The sequence below is a fragment of the Microbacterium maritypicum MF109 genome (genome assembly GCF_000455825.1).
Lineage (GTDB): Bacteria > Actinomycetota > Actinomycetes > Actinomycetales > Microbacteriaceae > Microbacterium > Microbacterium maritypicum_A.
The window spans coordinates 77,232-94,836 of the sequence record NZ_ATAO01000206.1 but is presented as its reverse complement, the minus strand read 5'-3'; the positions used below and the strand labels follow the sequence as shown (position 1 = coordinate 94,836).

General features: G+C 67.9%; 19 protein-coding genes. 6 read left to right on the top strand and 13 right to left on the bottom strand.

The window, feature by feature from the left end; translation table 11 throughout:
- The first annotated feature begins 71 nt into the window (after window positions 1–71).
- From L687_RS34735 to L687_RS34720, 4 genes are all read left to right on the top strand, one after another.
- A complete protein-coding gene (locus L687_RS34735) occupies window positions 72–356 on the top strand; it encodes a hypothetical protein (protein WP_021200443.1) in 285 nt (94 codons plus the stop codon).
- Window positions 357–529: 173 nt separating this feature from the next.
- The gene (locus L687_RS34730) at window positions 530–1,609 is read left to right on the top strand and encodes a GNAT family N-acetyltransferase (protein ID WP_021200442.1); all 1,080 of its coding nucleotides are present in this window, start codon (window positions 530–532) and stop codon (window positions 1,607–1,609) included.
- A 101-nt stretch (window positions 1,610–1,710) separates the two neighbouring features.
- The gene (locus tag L687_RS34725; protein WP_021200441.1) at window positions 1,711–2,406 is read left to right on the top strand and encodes an ABC transporter ATP-binding protein; all 696 of its coding nucleotides are present in this window, start codon (window positions 1,711–1,713) and stop codon (window positions 2,404–2,406) included.
- On the top strand, window positions 2,403–3,725 hold the full coding sequence (locus L687_RS34720; RefSeq protein ID WP_021200440.1) for an FtsX-like permease family protein: 1,323 nt from the start codon (window positions 2,403–2,405) through the stop codon (window positions 3,723–3,725). The genes L687_RS34725 and L687_RS34720 overlap by 4 nt, the downstream gene beginning before the upstream one ends.
- 81 nt (window positions 3,726–3,806) lie before the next feature.
- On the opposite strand, the gene mutM is transcribed toward L687_RS34720, so the two are convergent.
- The 6 genes from mutM to L687_RS34690 all read right to left on the bottom strand — a co-directional run bounded on the left by mutM (window position 3,807) and on the right by L687_RS34690 (window position 8,903).
- Complete coding sequence (gene mutM / locus L687_RS34715) at window positions 3,807–4,673, bottom strand: bifunctional DNA-formamidopyrimidine glycosylase/DNA-(apurinic or apyrimidinic site) lyase (RefSeq protein ID WP_021200439.1); 867 nt, start codon at window positions 4,671–4,673, stop codon at window positions 3,807–3,809.
- Entirely contained in the window at window positions 4,666–5,358 is a 693-nt protein-coding gene (rnc, locus tag L687_RS34710) for a ribonuclease III (protein ID WP_029265467.1), read from the bottom strand. The genes mutM and rnc overlap by 8 nt, the downstream gene beginning before the upstream one ends.
- 10 nt (window positions 5,359–5,368) lie before the next feature.
- A complete protein-coding gene (rpmF, locus tag L687_RS34705) occupies window positions 5,369–5,578 on the bottom strand; it encodes a 50S ribosomal protein L32 (RefSeq protein ID WP_017830754.1) in 210 nt (69 codons plus the stop codon).
- Between the two features lie 2 nt (window positions 5,579–5,580).
- Complete coding sequence (locus L687_RS34700; RefSeq protein WP_021200437.1) at window positions 5,581–6,129, bottom strand: YceD family protein; 549 nt, start codon at window positions 6,127–6,129, stop codon at window positions 5,581–5,583.
- A gap of 71 nt (window positions 6,130–6,200) precedes the next feature.
- Window positions 6,201–6,698 carry a pantetheine-phosphate adenylyltransferase gene (coaD, locus tag L687_RS34695; RefSeq protein ID WP_021200436.1) on the bottom strand — a complete coding sequence of 166 codons (498 nt, stop codon included), beginning with the start codon at window positions 6,696–6,698 and terminating at the stop codon, window positions 6,201–6,203.
- Between the two features lie 30 nt (window positions 6,699–6,728).
- Complete coding sequence (locus L687_RS34690; RefSeq protein ID WP_021200435.1) at window positions 6,729–8,903, bottom strand: ATP-dependent DNA helicase RecG; 2,175 nt, start codon at window positions 8,901–8,903, stop codon at window positions 6,729–6,731.
- A 61-nt stretch (window positions 8,904–8,964) separates the two neighbouring features.
- Between L687_RS34690 and rsmD the strand changes: the two genes are divergently transcribed.
- Window positions 8,965–9,579 carry a 16S rRNA (guanine(966)-N(2))-methyltransferase RsmD gene (gene rsmD / locus L687_RS34685; RefSeq protein ID WP_031207606.1) on the top strand — a complete coding sequence of 205 codons (615 nt, stop codon included), beginning with the start codon at window positions 8,965–8,967 and terminating at the stop codon, window positions 9,577–9,579.
- On the opposite strand, the gene thiL is transcribed toward rsmD, so the two are convergent.
- Window positions 9,549–10,544: a thiamine-phosphate kinase gene (gene thiL, locus L687_RS34680; protein ID WP_021200433.1), complete on the bottom strand. Its 996-nt coding sequence runs from the start codon at window positions 10,542–10,544 to the stop codon at window positions 9,549–9,551. The genes rsmD and thiL overlap by 31 nt on opposite strands.
- Window positions 10,545–10,567: 23 nt before the next feature.
- Between thiL and L687_RS34675 the strand changes: the two genes are divergently transcribed.
- Window positions 10,568–11,050, top strand: a complete 483-nt coding sequence (locus L687_RS34675; protein WP_021200432.1) for a DUF3515 domain-containing protein — start codon at window positions 10,568–10,570, stop codon at window positions 11,048–11,050.
- Window positions 11,051–11,072: 22 nt separating this feature from the next.
- On the opposite strand, the gene L687_RS34670 is transcribed toward L687_RS34675, so the two are convergent.
- The 6 genes from L687_RS34670 to leuC all read right to left on the bottom strand — a co-directional run bounded on the left by L687_RS34670 (window position 11,073) and on the right by leuC (window position 17,424).
- Window positions 11,073–12,155 (bottom strand): D-alanine--D-alanine ligase family protein, encoded by a 1,083-nt coding sequence (locus tag L687_RS34670; protein WP_021200431.1) that lies wholly within the window; start codon window positions 12,153–12,155, stop codon window positions 11,073–11,075.
- Window positions 12,061–13,218, bottom strand: coding sequence for an NAD(P)H-dependent glycerol-3-phosphate dehydrogenase (locus L687_RS34665; protein ID WP_152525912.1), 1,158 nt, complete (start codon window positions 13,216–13,218; stop codon window positions 12,061–12,063). Before L687_RS34665 ends, L687_RS34670 begins: the two co-directional genes overlap by 95 nt.
- Entirely contained in the window at window positions 13,184–13,948 is a 765-nt protein-coding gene (locus tag L687_RS34660) for a lysophospholipid acyltransferase family protein (RefSeq protein ID WP_021200429.1), read from the bottom strand. Before L687_RS34660 ends, L687_RS34665 begins: the two co-directional genes overlap by 35 nt.
- Entirely contained in the window at window positions 13,945–15,312 is a 1,368-nt protein-coding gene (gene murA, locus L687_RS34655; RefSeq protein WP_021200428.1) for a UDP-N-acetylglucosamine 1-carboxyvinyltransferase, read from the bottom strand. The genes L687_RS34660 and murA overlap by 4 nt, the downstream gene beginning before the upstream one ends.
- A 66-nt stretch (window positions 15,313–15,378) precedes the next feature.
- Window positions 15,379–15,975, bottom strand: a complete 597-nt coding sequence (gene leuD / locus L687_RS34650) for a 3-isopropylmalate dehydratase small subunit (RefSeq protein ID WP_021200427.1) — start codon at window positions 15,973–15,975, stop codon at window positions 15,379–15,381.
- A 3-nt stretch (window positions 15,976–15,978) separates the two neighbouring features.
- Window positions 15,979–17,424 carry a 3-isopropylmalate dehydratase large subunit gene (gene leuC, locus L687_RS34645; protein WP_021200426.1) on the bottom strand — a complete coding sequence of 482 codons (1,446 nt, stop codon included), beginning with the start codon at window positions 17,422–17,424 and terminating at the stop codon, window positions 15,979–15,981.
- Window positions 17,425–17,605 lie beyond the last annotated feature (181 nt).

Here is a 17,605-nt window from a genome sequence, read left to right as displayed (position 1 = left end):
TCCCGACCGCTCCGCTGTCGGCGCGCGGTGCTTCCGCATCCATCACCACCATCCCTTTCGAAGGAACCATCGTGAACACCACGTTGCATCGCAGCGACATCCACCCGCCCGATACCGAGGACCGCGAGGTCCTCCAGATCCCCCGCCCCGACGAACTGCGCCGCTTGTCGCTCGCCGATCGTCTCTCCCTCCGGATCGGCCTCTGGCTCTTCCAGAGGGCGCAGCGCCCCCGACGTCCGCGTCGCGGCCTGCGCATCGATCCGGCAGACATGTTCCTGCTCGGTGAGCAGCGTCATCGTTCGGCAGCGGAATCGTACGCACTGCTGACGTATGACATGCAGCGCGGAATGCGTTGACGCCGCGATTCAGCGGTCGCCCTCCGCAGCACCGTCCCCCTCTGAGTGCGCCCGCCCGTGTAGTCCGCGGGCGGGCGCGCACAGAGGTTCCGTCTCCTCGTGGCGCGAACGTCGAATCCCGTAGACGCCCGGCCTCGATCATCACCCTGAGCACCTGCACGAAAGAAACTGACATGAAGACCACCGAACCGACCATCACACCGCTGATCGTGCCGGTCTCCCTGGATGCCGACGACGCCGCGGAGTTCCGCGCGTACGGAGACCTCAACCGACTCGTGTGCGACGAGCAGGTGGGACTCCCCGATCTCGCCCCGGACGCCGCGCAGATGCTGCCGAACTGGCAGGACGACAGCGACGCGCTCGACCGTGGGTTCGTGGCACGGATCGATGACGAGATCGTCGGCATGGTGACGGTCACACTCGCCCAGGAGGCCGAAGCCCATGCGGCCGAGATCGACCTCTTGGTTCCGCAAGCGCACTGGGGGCTCGGCGTCGAGGCCGCTCTGCTCGACCGCGCCGAAGAAGAAGCACGCGCTCACGGGCGAACCGTCCTGCAGATCTGGAGTCTCCACCGTCCCGTGGAAGCCGACCGGATGCTCGTGCCTCGAACGGGATGGGGACGCATCCCCGCCACCCCGCTCTCCGAGCTCGCCGAGGACCATGGTTACTCGCTGGAACAGGTCGAGCGCAACAGTGAGTATGACCTGCACAGCGACGTCCGCCCGCTCCGCGATGCTCTGGCGGACGCGAGCGCGTTCGCCGGGCCGGACTACCGCATCGTCGAGTGGAACATGCCGACGCCTCCGGAGTGGCGGGACGGCTTCGCCGCCGTGCTCGCACGTCTTTCCACGGATGCCCCGAGCGGCGACATGGACTTCGCCGAGGAACACTGGGACGCGGACCGCGTCGTCCGCCGCGAAGCGCGACTTCTCGGTGCGGGTCAGACGGTGTCCGTGGCCGCCGTGCTACATGTGCCGAGCGGCCAGCTCGTCGCCTACAACGAGTTGCTCATCGCCGCGGATCGCACCGGTGTCACCCATCAGTTCGGAACGTTGGTCAGCAAGGAGCACCGAGGGCACCGCCTCGGCACGATCGTGAAGTGCGCGAACCTGCTCCGATGGCGCGAGCTCATGCCTCTCTCGACCGTCGTCTCCACCTTCAACGCCGAGGAGAACCGACCGATGCTGAGCATCAACGAGGCGATCGGCTTCGTGCCCGTGTCGTACGCGGGCGCGTGGCAGAAGAAGATCTGAGGTGCGCGCGGACCCGATCTCATTCTTCGGGATGACGTCGGGCCCGCGCGGTCATCCGCCGGGGCGACGACGGCGCAGGATCGCTCGGCGAGGCTGGAACCATGAACATCCCCGTGATCGAAGCCCACGCCCTCATCAAGAACTTCGGGACGACCCGCGCTCTCGCCGGCGTCGACCTCGCGATCCATCGTGGCGAGGCCGTCGCGATCATGGGCGCCTCCGGATCGGGGAAGACCACGCTCCTCCACGTGCTGGCCGGGATCACCGCCCCCGATTCCGGCAGCGTACTGTTCCGCCCCGCCGAGGGCGCCCCGATCGAGGTCACCGCACTCGGCGAGTCCACGCGGTCGCGTCTGCGTCGCGAGAGGTTCGGCTTCGTCTTCCAGCAGGGGCTTCTCATTCCCGAGCTGACCGCCGTCGAGAACGTGGCTCTCGCATCCATGATCAACGGCGTCCGTCGTCAGGATGCCGTACAGCACGCAGGATCCTGGCTCGCGGCCCTCGGACTCGCCGGTATGGAGGAACGCCGCATCGGCGAGCTCTCCGGCGGTCAGGCACAACGCGTCGCGATCGCCCGAGCACAGGCCACCGGCGCAGAGCTCGTCTTCGCCGACGAACCGACCGGTGCGCTCGATTCGACCACCTCCTCCGAGGTGATGGACGCCCTGCTGTGGTCGACGACCGGGCAGGGGCGGACACTCGTCGTGGTCACACACGACCCGGAGGTGGCCGCCCGCTGCTCCCGTACGATCGCCGTGCGCGACGGACGCATCATCTCCTCGGCGGTGGCCGCATGAATCGCAACGTGCTGGCGCTCCTCCTGCGTCCGGCGCCCGGACAGGGCAGCGTCCTCGCGTTGCCCGTCGTCGCGTTCGGGGTCGTGACCACATTGGTGCTCACGGTCATCGGGGGCGCACAGTCCTTCTGGGGATGGACCGATGAGTTCGCACCCTTGTACCAGGGGCTTGCAGCGATCGCTCTCGTTCTCCTGGTCGTGCCGCTGATGTCCCTCGGCGGGGCAGCGGCTCGTCTCTCCGCGCGTCGACGCGATGAACGGCTCTCCACCCTCCGCCTGCTCGGTGTGTCACCTGGCGGGGTGACGATCGCGACGGTCACGGAGTCCGTCCTCGTCGCGGCGGTCGGCGCCCTCGCCGGCGTCATCGGGCATGTCGCTATCAGTCCGCTCATCGGGCTCATCCCGTTCCGCGGGGAGCCGCTCGGGTTCGCGGCCGTGGTCCTCCCTCCGCTGCAGACCGTCATCGTCGTGGTCGCCGTGCTCGCGCTCGCAGCCACCAGCGCCGTCATCGGACTTCGTCGCGTCGTCATCTCGCCGCTGGGCGTCCGTACGCGCACTGATGTGCCGAAGGTGCACTGGATTCGAGCAGTACTGGCAGCCGGCGCGATCGCCATCGCGTTCGCACTCATCAAGGTGTTCCCCTCGGTGGGTGGAGTCGTGATGACGATCGTCGTCCTCGCGGGACTGTTCGGTGCCGCACTCGGTGTGTTGAATCTCGTGGGACCGTGGGTGCTCAAGGTCGCGGCATCGCGTCAGCTGCGTCGCGCCGAGCGACCCGAGCGGCTGCTGGCCGCACGCATCGTGCTGGACTCGCCCAAGGCAGCCTGGCGCCAGGTGGGTGGAATCGCCATGGCGAGCTTCATGGCCGTCTTCGCCGGCACCGGAGTGGCGCTGATGAGCATGATGAGCGATTCCGACGCCGCCGCTGCCGACATCGCGCTCGCCGACGACATCCGCACGGGACTCATCATCACGCTCATCGGCTCCTTCCTGATGGTCGCGGCGTCCGTCGGCGTCAATCAGGCCTCGGACGTTCTCGACCAGAGCGAACTGCACCGCAGCCTGCACCACCTCGGAATGCCGCTCGACACCGTGGACCGGGCACGCCGACGCGCGATCATGTCGCCTCTGCTCGTGACGGCGATCGGGTCGGCGCTGGTGGCTGCGCTCCTGGTGTTCCCGCTGGTCGGTATCGCGCTGATCACCGCTCCGGTCTCTCTGATGACCATCGCGCTCGTGGTCACCGTCGGGATCGGTGTGGTGGGGGCAACCACATGGGCCACCCGCCCGCTGCTCCAGCGCTCCTTCCAGACGGCGTGACCGCCACTCCGCACCTGCGGTGACTGACGGGCCGGGAGCCTGACGCACACAGCGTTCAGGCTCCCGGCCCGAGCACGCGACCTACTTCGGCAGCCGCTGGCACCGCGGGCAGAAGTGCGAACCGCGATTCATGAAGCTCTCCCGGATGATCGGCGTGCCACATCGCGGGCAGGGCTTTCCCTGCTGCCCGTAGGCATTGAGCGAGTGCGCGAAGTACCCGGCCTGGCCGTTCACATTCACGTACTGCGCATCGAAGCTGGTGCCGCCCTCCGCGAGCGCCTTCGCCAGCACGAGCCGCACCTCGTTCAGCAGTCGGCGCACCGCCTGTGTGGAGAGTCGGTCGGATGGGGTCTCCGGGTGGATGCGCGCCGCCCACAGCGACTCATCGGCATAGATGTTGCCGATCCCGCTCACGACGCCCTGGTCGAGGAGCACGCGCTTGATCGCGCTCCCCCGCCGTGCCAGAGCGGCACGGAACGCCCGGTCGTCGAAAGCCGGATCCAGCGGATCGCGGGCGATGTGCGCGACCTGCGTCGGAATCGAAGAACCGTCGTCATCCACCAGGGCATCGACCGCGAGCGACCCGAAGGTGCGCTGGTCGGCGAAAACGATCGCGAGTTCGCCGTGGACGGGATGCTCGATGCCGATGCGCACCCGCTCATGCCGCTCGGCACCGGCGTCCGGTGCGCGCAACAGCATCTGTCCGCTCATCCCGAGGTGCGCGATGAGCGCGGAATCCTCATCGTCGAGCGGAAGCCAGAGGAACTTCCCCCGGCGAGAGGCTGCGGTGAAGGTCCGTCCCTCGAGACGAGCGACGAAATCGGCGGCGCCGGCGACGTGCCGCGTGAGCGCTCGCTCGTCGAACACGCTCACCGCGGTGATCAGAGATCCGACCGCGGCCGGGGCGAGGCCCGCCCGGACCACCTCGACCTCGGGAAGCTCAGGCACGCTCGCTGAGGGTGCGCCAGGCGCTGAGAGCCGCGGCCATCTCGGCTGTCTTCTTGCTGCTGCCGGCACCGGTCATGCTCACGTCGCCGACGATGACGGTCGCCACGAAACGACGGTCGTGATCCGGACCGCTCGCCTCCACCGAGTACTGCGGAGGCGTCGCACCGACGCGGGCCGCGAGTTCCTGCAGGCTGGTCTTCGGGTCCATCGCCGCGCCGTAGCGTTCCGGGTCGGCCAGCAGCGGTTTCGTCAGACGCAACACGAGTTCCGTGGCGGCCTCGGGACCTGCGGAAAGGTAGGTGGCTCCGATGACGGCTTCCATCGTGTCGGCGAGGATCGAGTCCTTGTCTCGGCCACCCGTCTGCTCTTCGCCGCGACCGAGCAGCAGATGACTGCCGAGGTCGATCCCTCGAGCGACCTCGGCGAGAGCGACCGTCGACACGACGCTCGCACGCCGCTTCGCCAGTTCGCCCTCATCGAGGTCGGGGTGCGTGGTGAAGAGCATGACGGTCACCGCCTGCCCGAGGACGGAGTCTCCGAGGAACTCCAGTCGCTCGTTGTGCGGGATGCCGCCGTGCTCGTACGCGTAGGAGCGGTGGGTCAGGGCCAACTCCAGAAGCTCCGCGTCGATATCGACGCGGAGCTTATCTGGGAGAGGCCTCGTCCCCCCGGGGACCTCCGTCACGGTACGCGACTCAGACGTCAGCGACCTTGCGGCCCTTGTACTCCAGGAAGAGCTCCGTGCCCTGCGAGTCGGTGACGACCTTCGCCTGGTGGGGACGGCTGTAGACGACCTGGCCGTTCTCGATCGTCTTGACGAGCGCGACGGGCGCCGCCTTCCACTGCGCGCGGCGCGAGCGGGTGTTCGAACGGGATACCTTGCGCTTCGGGGGGTTACCAGCCATGACTAGCTCTCTTCTTTCTCGGCGGCACGAGATTCTTCCGTGCCGTCTTGGTCTGTGATGTTCTGGAGCGCACTCCACCGAGGATCGATGGGAGCGGCCTGCTCCGTTCCGGTGCTCACGGTCAGTCGTTCACCCGTTTTCGGGTCAAGACCCGGGCAATCCGGCTGACACACCGGCTGAAAAGGAAGTGCCAGTACGGCCGCATCCCTGACGAGAGTTTCAAGATCCACGTGGTCGTCTTGAACCTCGAAGTCAGTTTCTTCCTCACCAGGATACGCGAAAAGCTCCTGGAACTCGACTTCGACGGGCCGAGTGATGTCGATGAGGCATCTTCCGCACACACCGACGTACTCGGCGTCAGCGGTTCCCGATACGAGGATGCCCTCGTGGACGGACTCCAGCCGGACGTCGAGATCGAGTTCGGATCCCGCCTCGTAGGACACGATCCCCTCACCCCAGGCTTCGGAGAGAGCGACGGTGAACTCGTGCTCGCGCATCTCTCCCGGGCGCCGGACGATATCGCGGACGGGGAGGACAAAAGGGCCGTTCATTCGAGAGCGCACCGTTCCATGCTACCGGCCGACGCGAGCGGTCGCCCTGACCGCGCGCTCAGGGAAGGGACTCAGATACCGCGGGAACCGGTGTCGAGGAAATCTGCCACCGCTGCGGGAACGAACGGGGTCACGTCGCCGCCGAGGGAAGCCACCTGGCGCACGAGCGAACTCGACACCATCGCGTGCGACGGGTCGGGCAGAAGGAACACCGTCTCGATACCGGCGAGGTGCCTGTTGACGATCGCCATCGGAGACTCGTACGCGACATCGATCTGCGAGCGGATACCCTTCACCAGCACGCCGGCATCGACATCGCGGGCGTAGTCGACCAGGAGGCCCATGCTCCACGAACCGATCACGATGTTGCCCTGCATGCCGTCATCCGCGATCGACTTCTCCAGCAGGGAGAGCCGCTGCGCGATCGGCAGCATCGCCTCTTTGCCCGGGTTGTGCACGACGAGCACATGCAGTTCGTCGTAAAGGGCGGCCGCGCGCCGAATCACATCGAGGTGACCCAGGGTCGGCGGATCGAAGGAACCCGGGACGACGGCGATCCGGCTGCTCATGTTTCCAGCCTAGGGCACGCCGGTTCCGGTTCAGTTCTTCGCCAGCGCCGCTCGATCCTCGTCGCTCACACGTCGTCCGATCGCCTCGCGCAGGCCCGGGTGGTCGGCCAGATCCGGATCGACGGAGAGGATGCTCTCCGCCACCTCGCGCGCACGCGTGATGAGGCCGGCATCCTTGACGACGCGGAGGAGTTTCAGAGAAGAGCGCACACCCGCCTGTGCGGCGCCGAGCACATCGCCCTCGCCGCGCAGCTCCAGATCGACCTCCGCCAGGGCGAACCCGTCGAGCGTGGCGGCGACCGCGTCGACGCGGTCACGGGCGAGCGACCCGGCCTCAGCCTCGGTCACGAGCAGGCAGAGCCCCGGCACACCCCCTCGACCGACGCGCCCTCGAAGCTGGTGCAGCTGCGAGACGCCGAAACGATCGGCATCGAGAACGATCATCGTGGAGGCGTTGGGCACGTCGACGCCGACCTCGATCACCGTGGTGGCGAGCAGCAGATCGATGTCTCCCCGGGCGAACGACTGCATCACCGCGTCCTTCTCGTCCGACGGCATACGACCGTGCAGAACGGCGCGGCGCAATCCGCCCAGAGTGGGATGGCTGGCGAGGGCTTCGTCGAGCTGTACGACGCCCCACCGCGGCCCGGAGGCCCCTTCCGGAGCGAGCGACGACTGCTCCCCTGCCTCCGTCGTCTTCTTGGTGGTGTCGATCGCTGCGCAGACGGCGAAGACCTGTCGTCCCTGAGCGATCTCCTCCGCAGCGCGCTCCCAGACACGGTTGAACCACCCCGGGTGCTCAGCGAGCGGCGCCACGAACGACTCGATACCCGCGCGGCCGGCCGGCATGGTGCGGATGACCGAGGTGTCGAGGTCGCCGAAGACCGTCATCGCGACCGTCCGCGGGATCGGCGTCGCGGTCAGCACGAGGGCATGCGGGCTCGACCCCTTCGCCCGTAGAGCCTCGCGCTGCTCGACACCGAACCGGTGCTGCTCGTCGACCACGACCAGGCCGAGGTCGGCGAACGTGGTCTTCTCCCCCAGCAGCGCGTGCGTTCCCACGACGATCAGCGCCTGACCGGAAGCGACCCGCAGAGCAGCCTTGCGACGCTCGGCCGCCGGCATCTGACCGGTCAACAGCGTCGGCATCAGCTGGGGCGCGAGATCGGGACCCAGCATCTTCGCGATGGAACGCAGGTGCTGACCCGCCAGCACCTCTGTCGGAGCGATCAGCGCCGCCTGCCCGCCGCTCTCGGCGACCTGCAGCATCGCGCGGAGAGCCACGAGGGTCTTACCCGAACCGACCTCTCCCTGGACGAGCCGGTTCATCGGCCAGGCACCCACGAGATCCTCGGCGATCTGGTGTCCCACCGTCTCCTGATCGGGCGTGAGCGTGTACGGGAGGCTCGCGTCGAAGCGTTCGAGCAGTCCGCCGGCACGCGCAGGCCGTGAGGTGGCGGAGAGGGCACGGATCGCATCGCGCTGCTGGAGCAGCGCGGTCTGCAAGGTGAGCGCCTCGTGCATGCGCAGGGTTCGCACGGCGGGATCGATGTCGTTTCGAGTACGGGGACGGTGCACAAGCTCCAGGGCCTCGCGGGCGGTGAGCAGCTCTTCTCGTTCCCGGATCTCCGCCGTCAACGGGTCCGGCGCGTCGGAGAGATCATCCAGCACGCGTCCGATGAGTCGAGCGATCTGCCAGGTCTGGATCGCCGAGGTAGCCGGGTAGATCGGGATCGGGACGGCGGCCCGCGCATCCGCACTGCGTCGGGCCGAGTCCTCGTCGTCGAACAGCTCGTATTCGGGGTGCGCGAACTGCGTCACACCGTTGAACTCGCCGACCTTTCCCGAGAACACGCCCCTTCGACCCACCGCCAGATCCTTCGATCGCCACTCGGCAGCACCGACGTTCTTCGCGAAGAACGTCAACGACATGCGTCCGATGCCGTCACCGATCACGACATCGACCATGGCTCCCGGACGATTGCGCATGCGACGGAAGCTGGACGACAGCACCTCCGCGACGATGGTCACCGTCTCGCCGAGGGGGAGGTCGCGGATCGGAGTCAGCTCGCCCGGATCGGCGTAGCGCCGAGGATAGTGCGCGAGAAGGTCACCGACGCTCTTCATGCCGAAGGCGCGACCGAGCGTCTTGGCAGACGCCGCACCGAGCGCATCCTCCAACGAGGAATCGAGCGTGAGCGACATGTTCCGAGTCTAGGGAACGCGACGGACACGGCAGACATCCCGCCTGTCGTATCGTGAACGGGTGACGAGGATCATCGCAGGCAGCGCCAGAGGAGCCCGACTCGAGGTGCCGGGCTCGGGCACACGGCCCACGAGCGATCGGGTGCGCGAGTCGTTGTTCGGCGCGCTGGAATCACTGAGCGCGATCGCCGGGGCGCGGGTCCTCGATCTCTACGCCGGATCGGGAGCCCTGGGCTTGGAGTCGCTCAGCCGCGGAGCCGCGAGTGCCGAGTTCGTGGAGCGCGGACGCCCGGCCGCCGCCATCGTCCGACGAAACGCCGGCGTGGTCGCGAAGGCCGGCAGCCTCCCGCTCGGTCGTGTGCACGAGAGCACGGTGCATGCGTTCCTGCAGCGCGCGACGGGACCCTTCGACCTCGTCTTCACCGATCCGCCGTACGACCTCGATGACGTCGCCATGACCGCCGATCTCGTCGCCCTCGCTCCACTCCTGTCGTCGGATGCCGTTGTCGTCGTGGAACGGGCGCGCCGCTCGACGCCCCCGGACTTCGGCGCGGCGAACCTGGCGCAGTTCCGGGAGAAGACCTACGGCGACACCACCATCTGGTGGGCCGAGCCCGCTGCCGGCGAGGACGATGAGCCGGTCGATCAGCCTGCGACCGAGTCCCAGTCCCGATAGGGGTCCCACCCACTGAGGTCGACGGGAAGGTCATCGCAGAGCAGATCTTCCGGTCCGGCAGCACGAACGGCGCCGATGACGCGGAACCCGGGCGGGAGCACGCCCTCGGGGAATGCGGCGAGCAGGGCGTGATCCTCCCCTCCGGCGATCGCGCGCTCAGGATCGTCCCCGAGAAGATCTCGTTCCAGTGCGATCGTGACGCCGGAAGCCGCGGCCATCCGTCGCGCATCGAGGGCGAGTCCGTCGGACACGTCCATCATCGCCGTCGCCCCCGCCGTCGCGGCGACTGCGCCGAGGCCGATCGGGGGCGCGGGCCGCAGCTGCGCCGTCACCGCCGCGCGCTCTCCGGCGGCGAGCTTCGCGGCATCGACAGCCACCGGCACGTCGCCGTCCCGGAATCGACCGAACAGCACCGCGAGTCCACGTGCGGCATGACCGAGTTCACCGGCGACCGCGACGACATCTCCGGGGCGCGCACCGCTCCTGGTCACGGCAGTGCGTCCCTCGAGGTCGCCCAGCGCCGTCACCGCCACGGTCAGCACATCCGACACCGTCAGGTCGCCGCCGACCACGGCGCAGCCGGGGGCGAGCGCGGCACACGCATCGCGGAAGCCGTCGGCGAGCCGCTCCACGAAAGAGAGCCGCAGGTCGCGCGGCACCGCGAGAGCGACCAGCAGCGCGGTCGGGCGCGCCCCCATCGCCGCGACATCCGCGAGGTTCACCGCTGCGGCCTTCCAGCCGAGGTCGTACCCGCTCGACCATGCGAGCCGGAAGTCCGGACCGTGCACGAGCGTGTCCGTCGTCGCGACCACGGAACCCGACGGCGTGGCGATCACCGCCGCATCGTCTCCCGGCCCGATGAGCGTGTGGGCCCCCGTCGGCGTCCGTGTCAGGATCGCCTGCAGGATGCGCCCTTCGGAGAGATCTCCCAGGCGCGGATCGTCGGCTTCGTGTCGGGAGGGCATGCTGTCAAAGGTAGCCTGGAAGCATGCCCCGTTCCCGTCGCCTCGCTGTCCTCGCCGGGGCAGTGACCCTCACCGCGGTGCTCGCCGGCTGCTCGACCACCGTGCACCTCGAGCCTGCAGCCGATGCGAACAATCCGGCGTGTGCGAACGTCTCGGTGCTGCTGCCGGAGTCCGTCGGCGGACTCGATCGTGTCTTCACCGACGCGCAGGCGACCGGCGCCTGGGGAGACCCCACAGTCGTGCTGCGCTGCGGCGTCGAACCCCCTGCGCCGTCGGCTCTGGTGTGCACGACGCTCGGCGGCGTCGACTGGCTCGTGCTCGACCAGGAAGAGGACCGTCAGCGCCTCGTCACCTTCGGTCGCGACCCCGCGGTGGAAGTGACGATCCGCCGTGGCGAACAGATCGACTTCCAGGCGATCGTCGACAAGATCTCGGCGAGCATCCAGTCCGGGCTCCAGCCGGCGACCGGACAGTGCACGGACCGCGTCGAGTTCCCCGCGGGCTGACCGCCCCCGGGGAACTCCGATCTCAGCGGCGCAGGCCCGCTTCGATGAGCTCGGTGATGAGATCGCCGTAGCTCAGGCCCGATGCGACCCAGCACTTGGGGAACATCGAGATCGGGGTGAATCCCGGCATCGTGTTGAGCTCGTTGACCACGAGTTCACCCGACGGCGTCAGGAACATGTCGACACGAGCGAGGCCTCGTCCGTCGACAGCCTCGAACGCGCGGACGCCGATCTCCTGGATCGCTGCGCACTCCGCATCCGTCACCTCGGCCGGACACACGACGTCCACGCCGTCACCGCCCAGGTACTTGCCCTCGAAATCGTAGAAGCCCCGCGACGTCAAGACGATCTCGCCGGGCAGCGAAGCCTTGACTCCGTCAGCGGTCTCGAGCACCGCCACCTCGATCTCGCGCCCGCTCACCCCGGTTTCGATCAGGACCTTGTCGTCTTCGGCGAAAGCCACCGCCAGAGCCGCGTCGAGCTCGTCGGCGGTCTCGACCTTGGACACTCCGACGCTCGAGCCCGCACGGGCGGGCTTCACGAACACCGGGAGGCCGAGTCCCGCAGCACGCGCACGCACGTCTGCGGCACTGCGGTCCCAGTCCTTTCGGCGCACCGTCGCCCACGGCGCGACCGCGATGCCGGATGCCTCGAGCGCGATCTTCATGAAGTGCTTGTCCATGCACAGAGCGGAATCGAGGACACCGCCTCCGGCGTAGGGGACCTCGAGGGTGTCGAAGTAGCCCTGGATCGTGCCATCCTCCCCGTGGGGTCCGTGCAGGATGGGCAGGACGACGTCGATCTCCCCCAGCCCCTCGACGGTGCCATCGGCGTGCACGACCCGCAACGTGCGGTCGCCACCGGGTTCCGGCCACAGCACCCGAGTGCCGTTGTCGACGACTTCGGGGAGGTGCGCGGCATCGAGCGGGAACTTCGCCGGATCGTCGTCCTCGAGGACGAACGCTCCTTCACGGGTGATCCCGACGGGGATCACGGCGTAGCGGTCGCGGTCAATCGCGCCCAGCACGCCCCCCGCCGTTGCGGAGCTGATCGAATGCTCGCTGGAGCGCCCGCCGAAGAGCACCACCACCGTCTGCTTGTCCATGGTTGGTCCTCTCACCCTGCGGGGTGTCGTCGTCCGTCGTCAGATGGGGTGCGATGTCTCGCGGATCCATCTTGCCGTCGAGCACCATCTTCACCTGCTCGACGATGGGCATGTCGACCTCGGCTTCGCGAGCGAGCTGCAGGATGGGCGCGACGGAGGCGAGTCCCTCGGCTGTCTGCTGCATCTGCTTCACGACGTCCTGGAAGCTGTATCCCTGACCGAGCAGTCGCCCGGCGGTATTGTTGCGGCTCAGTGGCGACTGGCACGTGGCGATGAGGTCGCCCAGACCGGCGAGGCCCTGAAGCGTCTCCGGGTGCGCGCCGTTCGCGACCGCGAAGTCGGTCATCTCGACCAGTCCACGGGTGATGATCGACGCCTTGGTGTTCTCGCCGTAGCCGACACCGTCCACGATGCCGATGGCCACGGCGATCAGGTTCTTGAGGACGCCACCGAACTCGGTACCGATCACATCGGTGTTCACGAAGGTACGGAAGTAGCTGTTGCGGGCCGCGCGTGCGACGATCTCCGCCGTCTCCTGGCTGCGTGAGGAGATGACGGCGGCGGTCGGCTGCTCCCGGGCGATCTCGAGGGCGAGGTTCGGCCCCGAAGCCACCGCGATGCGATCGGGGTCGCACCGCAGCTCCTGCTGGATCACCTGGCTCATGCGCAATCCGGTGCCGCGTTCGACACCCTTCATGAGGCTGATGATCTTCGCGTCACTGTCCGCGATCAGCGGCCGCAGAGCTTTCAGGTTCTCGCGCAGCGACTGACTCGGCACGGAGAGATAGACCTGGTCCACCCCCTCCAGCGCGGTCGCGAGCTCGTGGGTCGCCGCCATCGTGCGGGGAAGGTTGATCCCTGGCAGGTAGCGCGAATTGCGCTTGGCCTCGTTGATCTCCTGGGCGAGTTCGGCACGACGCGCCCACATCGTCACCTGGGCGCCCCCGTCGGCGAGGATCTTGCCGAAGGTGGTCCCCCAGCTGCCCGAGCCGATGACGGCGGCCCGTGGGCCTGGTGCAACGGTTCTCTTAGGAGTCAAGGCGCCCGGTCTCCTTCTGCCCATGGCTCGCGGGGTTCCACCGCTCCGCCGGTGCCTTCTCGTCCCGCAGCTCCTCGAGGAGCGCGGTGATCGCGTTCATGAGTCGATTGGTGGCCTCGGTGAGGGCCGCCGGCTCTCCGGCACGCTCGCGCAGATCGGAGACGTCGACCGGATCGCCGATGAGCACCTGGACCGGCTTGCGCAGCGGCCAGAGGCTCAGACCCTTCTGGTAGCGCCCCATGATCGCCTGGGTGCCCCACTGGGCCATCGGGATCAGCGGGATGCCATCGGCGAGGGCCAGGCGTACCGCACCCGACTTGCCGCGCATCGGCCACAGGTCGGGATCACGCGTGAGCGTGCCCTCAGGGTAGACGATCACGCCGCGGCCGTGCTCGACGAGCTCCTCCGACTGCTTCATCGTCTGCCGTGCGGAGGCAGCGGACGAGGTGCGCGCGACCGGGATCATCCCGGTGCGGTGCAGGAACCAGCCCAGCACCGGGATCGAGAAGAGGCTCTCCTTCGCCATGAACCGCGGCGCGCGACCGGAGCGCCACACGGCGACGGCGACGATGAGCGGATCGAACTCGGAGTAGTGGTTCGGCGCCAGGACGTACGACCCCTCCTGGGGCAGCTTGTCGGCCCCGCGGACACGGATCTTCGCGATCAGAGAGACCGGCGGGATGATCAGCGCCGCGAGCGGCCAGAAGATGCTCGGACGCTTCGTCTCCGGTGATCGGGACGTCACCGCGGTCACCGGATGACGTCGAAGTCGGCGCCGAGCGCGTCGAGCTTGGCGAGGAACTTCTCGTAGCCGCGGCTGAGGATGTCGACACCCGACACCTTCGATTCGCCGGTGGCCGTCAGTGCCGCGATCACATGGCTGTAGCCGCCGCGGAGATCGGGAACCACGATGTCCGCGCCATGCAGAGGCGTCGGGCCGGTGATGACTGCCGCCTGCTCCAGGTCCCGCCGCGGAACGCGGCGCGGGCCGTCCTGGAGACCACGGGGGTGCACGACGATGTCGGCCCCCATCTTGACCAGGGCATCGGTGAACCCCATCCGATTCTCGTACACGGTCTCGTGCACGACGGAGCGGCCGTGTGCCTGCGTGAGAGCGACGACGAGCGGCTGCTGCCAGTCGGTCATGAAGCCGGGGTGCACGTCGGTCTCGATCACGACGGGCTTGATGTCGCCGTCGCGACGGAAGAGGATGCCGTCTTCCTGGATGTCGAACCAGCCGCCCGCCTTGCGGAAGACGTTGAGGAACGTGAGCATCTCCTGCTGCTTGGCGCCGCCGACGAAGATCTCGCCGTCGGTAGCCAGCGCCGCGGATGCCCACGATGCCGCCTCGTTGCGGTCGAAGATCGACCTGTGGTCGTATCCGCGGAGCTTCTCGACGCCCTCGATCACGATGACGCGGTTCGGCTCGTACGAGATGATGGCGCCCATCTTCTGCAGCACGGCGATCAGGTCCATGATCTCGGGCTCGATGGCCGCGTTGCGCAGCTCCGTCACGCCTTCGGCGCGGACGGCGGTGAGCAGCACCTGCTCCGTGGCACCGACGCTCGGGTACGGAAGGTGGATGTTGGCGCCGTGCAGACGGCTTCCCCCCGTCGAGAGGCGGATGCCGCTGGGCAGCTTCTCGACGATCGCGCCGAACTTGCGCAGAGCGTCCAGATGGAAGTCGATGGGACGATCCCCGATGCGACATCCACCGAGGTCGGGGATGAACGCCTGACCGAGACGGTGCAGCAGCGGTCCGCAGAACAGGATCGGGATACGCGAGGCTCCCGCGTGGGCGTCGATCTCCTCGAAGTGCGCCGACTCCACATCGCTCGGGTCGAACACGAGCGAACCGGGCTCATCGCCCTCGGATACGCGAACGCCGTGCACCTCGAGCAGCGACCGCACGACGGCGACGTCACTGATCGCCGGCACGTCGCGCAGAGTGCTCACGGTCTCGCCCAGGAGCGAGGCGACCATGGCCTTCGTCGCCAGGTTCTTCGCGCCCTTGACATCGACACGGCCGCGAAGCGGACGTCCGCCTCGGATGGCGAGGACGTCTCCGGTGAGGGCAGGGACTCCGTCCGGAAGAGCGTCGCGCACAGGTGTCGTCATTCGGAGCCTCACTTCATTCACGGATTTCGGGGGCGGGTTGCCCCTGGCTCCCCCGCCCCCACCGTCTTACTGAACGGGAAGGGTTCGGGGCCGCCACGACTCGCGACGGGCCTCGAACTGCGCGATCTTGTCTTCGTTGCGCAGCGTGAGCCCGATGTCATCGAGCCCTTCGAGGAGCCGCCATCTAGTGTAATCGTCGATACCGATGTCGGCCTGGACGTCGCCGATGGACGCGGTGCGCGCCTCGAGGTCGACGGTCATCTGGACCCCGGGATTCCGGTCGATCTCAGCCCAGAACCGCTCGAGATCCTCTTCCGAGATCGTCGCGGCGAGCAGACCCTGCTTGCCCGAATTGCCCCGGAAGATGTCGGCGAAGCGCGGGCTGAGCACGACTTTGAAGCCGAAGTCCCGGAGCGCCCAGACCGCGTGCTCGCGGCTGGATCCGGTGCCGAAGTCGGGTCCGGCGAGAAGCACCGATGCCCCCTGGAAAGGCGCCTGGTTGAGAACGAAATCGGGATCCTGACGCCATCCGTGGAACAGAGCGTCCTCGAAACCGGTCTTCGTGACCCGCTTGAGGAAGACGGCGGGGATGATCTGATCGGTGTCGACGTTCGAGCGCTTCAGGGGCGCCGCGATACCCGTGTGAGTGGTGAACTTCTCCATGATTCAGAACCCTTCCGTGAGGTCGCTCGGGCTGGACAGGGTGCCACGGATCGCGGTGGCTGCGGCGACGAGCGGCGAGACGAGGTGCGTGCGCCCTCCCTTGCCCTGCCGGCCCTCGAAGTTCCGGTTGGAGGTGGACGCACAGCGCTCCCCCGGAGCCAGCTGATCGGGGTTCATCCCGAGGCACATCGAGCATCCGGCGAAGCGCCACTCCGCCCCGAAGTCCTTGATGACCTTGTCGAGGCCCTCCGCCTCGGCCTCCAGCCGCACCCTGGCGGATCCGGGGACGACCATGACCCGCACCCCGTCGGCCTTCTTCTTGCCCTCGATGATCGAGGCGAACGCACGCAGGTCCTCGATACGGCTGTTGGTGCACGACCCCATGAAGACCGCGTCGACCGGCACCTCCTTGAGCGGTGTCCCCGGAGTCAGATCCATGTACTCCAGCGCACGCTCGGCGGCGGCGCGCTCGTTCGGATCGTCGATCTCGGCCGGGTCGGGCACCGAGGCCGAGAGCGAGCTGCCCTGACCGGGGTTCGTGCCCCACGTCACGAAGGGCTCGAGCTGGTCGGCATCGATGAACACCTCGGCGTCGAACGTCGCGCCGTCGTCGGTCGGCAGCGTGCGCCAGTACGCGACGGCCTCTTCCCAGTCCTGTCCCTTCGGCGCATGCGGGCGGCCTTCGAGGTATGCGAACGTCGTCTCGTCGGGAGCGACCATGCCGGCGCGGGCCCCGGCCTCGATGGACATGTTGCAGATGGTCATCCGGCCCTCCATCGACAGGGCGCGGATGGCGCTGCCGCGGTATTCAAGCACGTATCCCTGACCGCCGCCGGTGCCGATCTTCGCGATGACCGCGAGGATGATGTCCTTGGCCGTGACACCGGGGCGGAGCGTCCCCTCGACGTTGATCGCCATCGTCTTGAACGGCTTGAGCGGGAGCGTCTGGGTCGCCATGACATGCTCGACCTCGCTCGTGCCGATGCCGAACGCCATCGCGCCGAATGCGCCGTGGGTCGACGTGTGCGAATCGCCGCACACCACCGTGATGCCGGGCATCGTCAGCCCGAGCTGAGGACCCACCACGTGCACGATGCCCTGTTCGGCGTCGCCCAGCGAGTGCAGACGCACCCCGAACTCGGCGGCGTTGCGGCGCAGCGTCTCGATCTGCGTACGGCTGGTGAGATCGGCGATCGGCTTGTCGATCTCCCACGTCGGGGTGTTGTGATCCTCGGTGGCGATCGTGAGATCCAGACGGCGCAGCGGGCGGTCTTCGCTGCGCAGTCCGTCGAAGGCTTGCGGGCTGGTGACCTCGTGCACCAGATGTAGGTCGATGTAGATGAGATCCGGCTCGCCGTTCTCACCCTTCACGACGAGATGGTCGTCCCAGACCTTCTCTGCGAGAGTTCTGCGGCGTGCGGAATCGGCACCGTTTGCGGGGGTGGTCATTGCGTGTCTCCTGTGGCTGGCGGTTCGGCCCACGATGGACTCCGCGACGAGGAGGGGCTCAGAACGAGGTCTCGTCGCGGCGCCTAAGAAGAAGGAGGACGGCCCGCATGACGTCAGATTACCACCGCTCGGACATGCTCCTCCCCGTCATGACACTCTGTTGAGCACCCCGACCGACCGA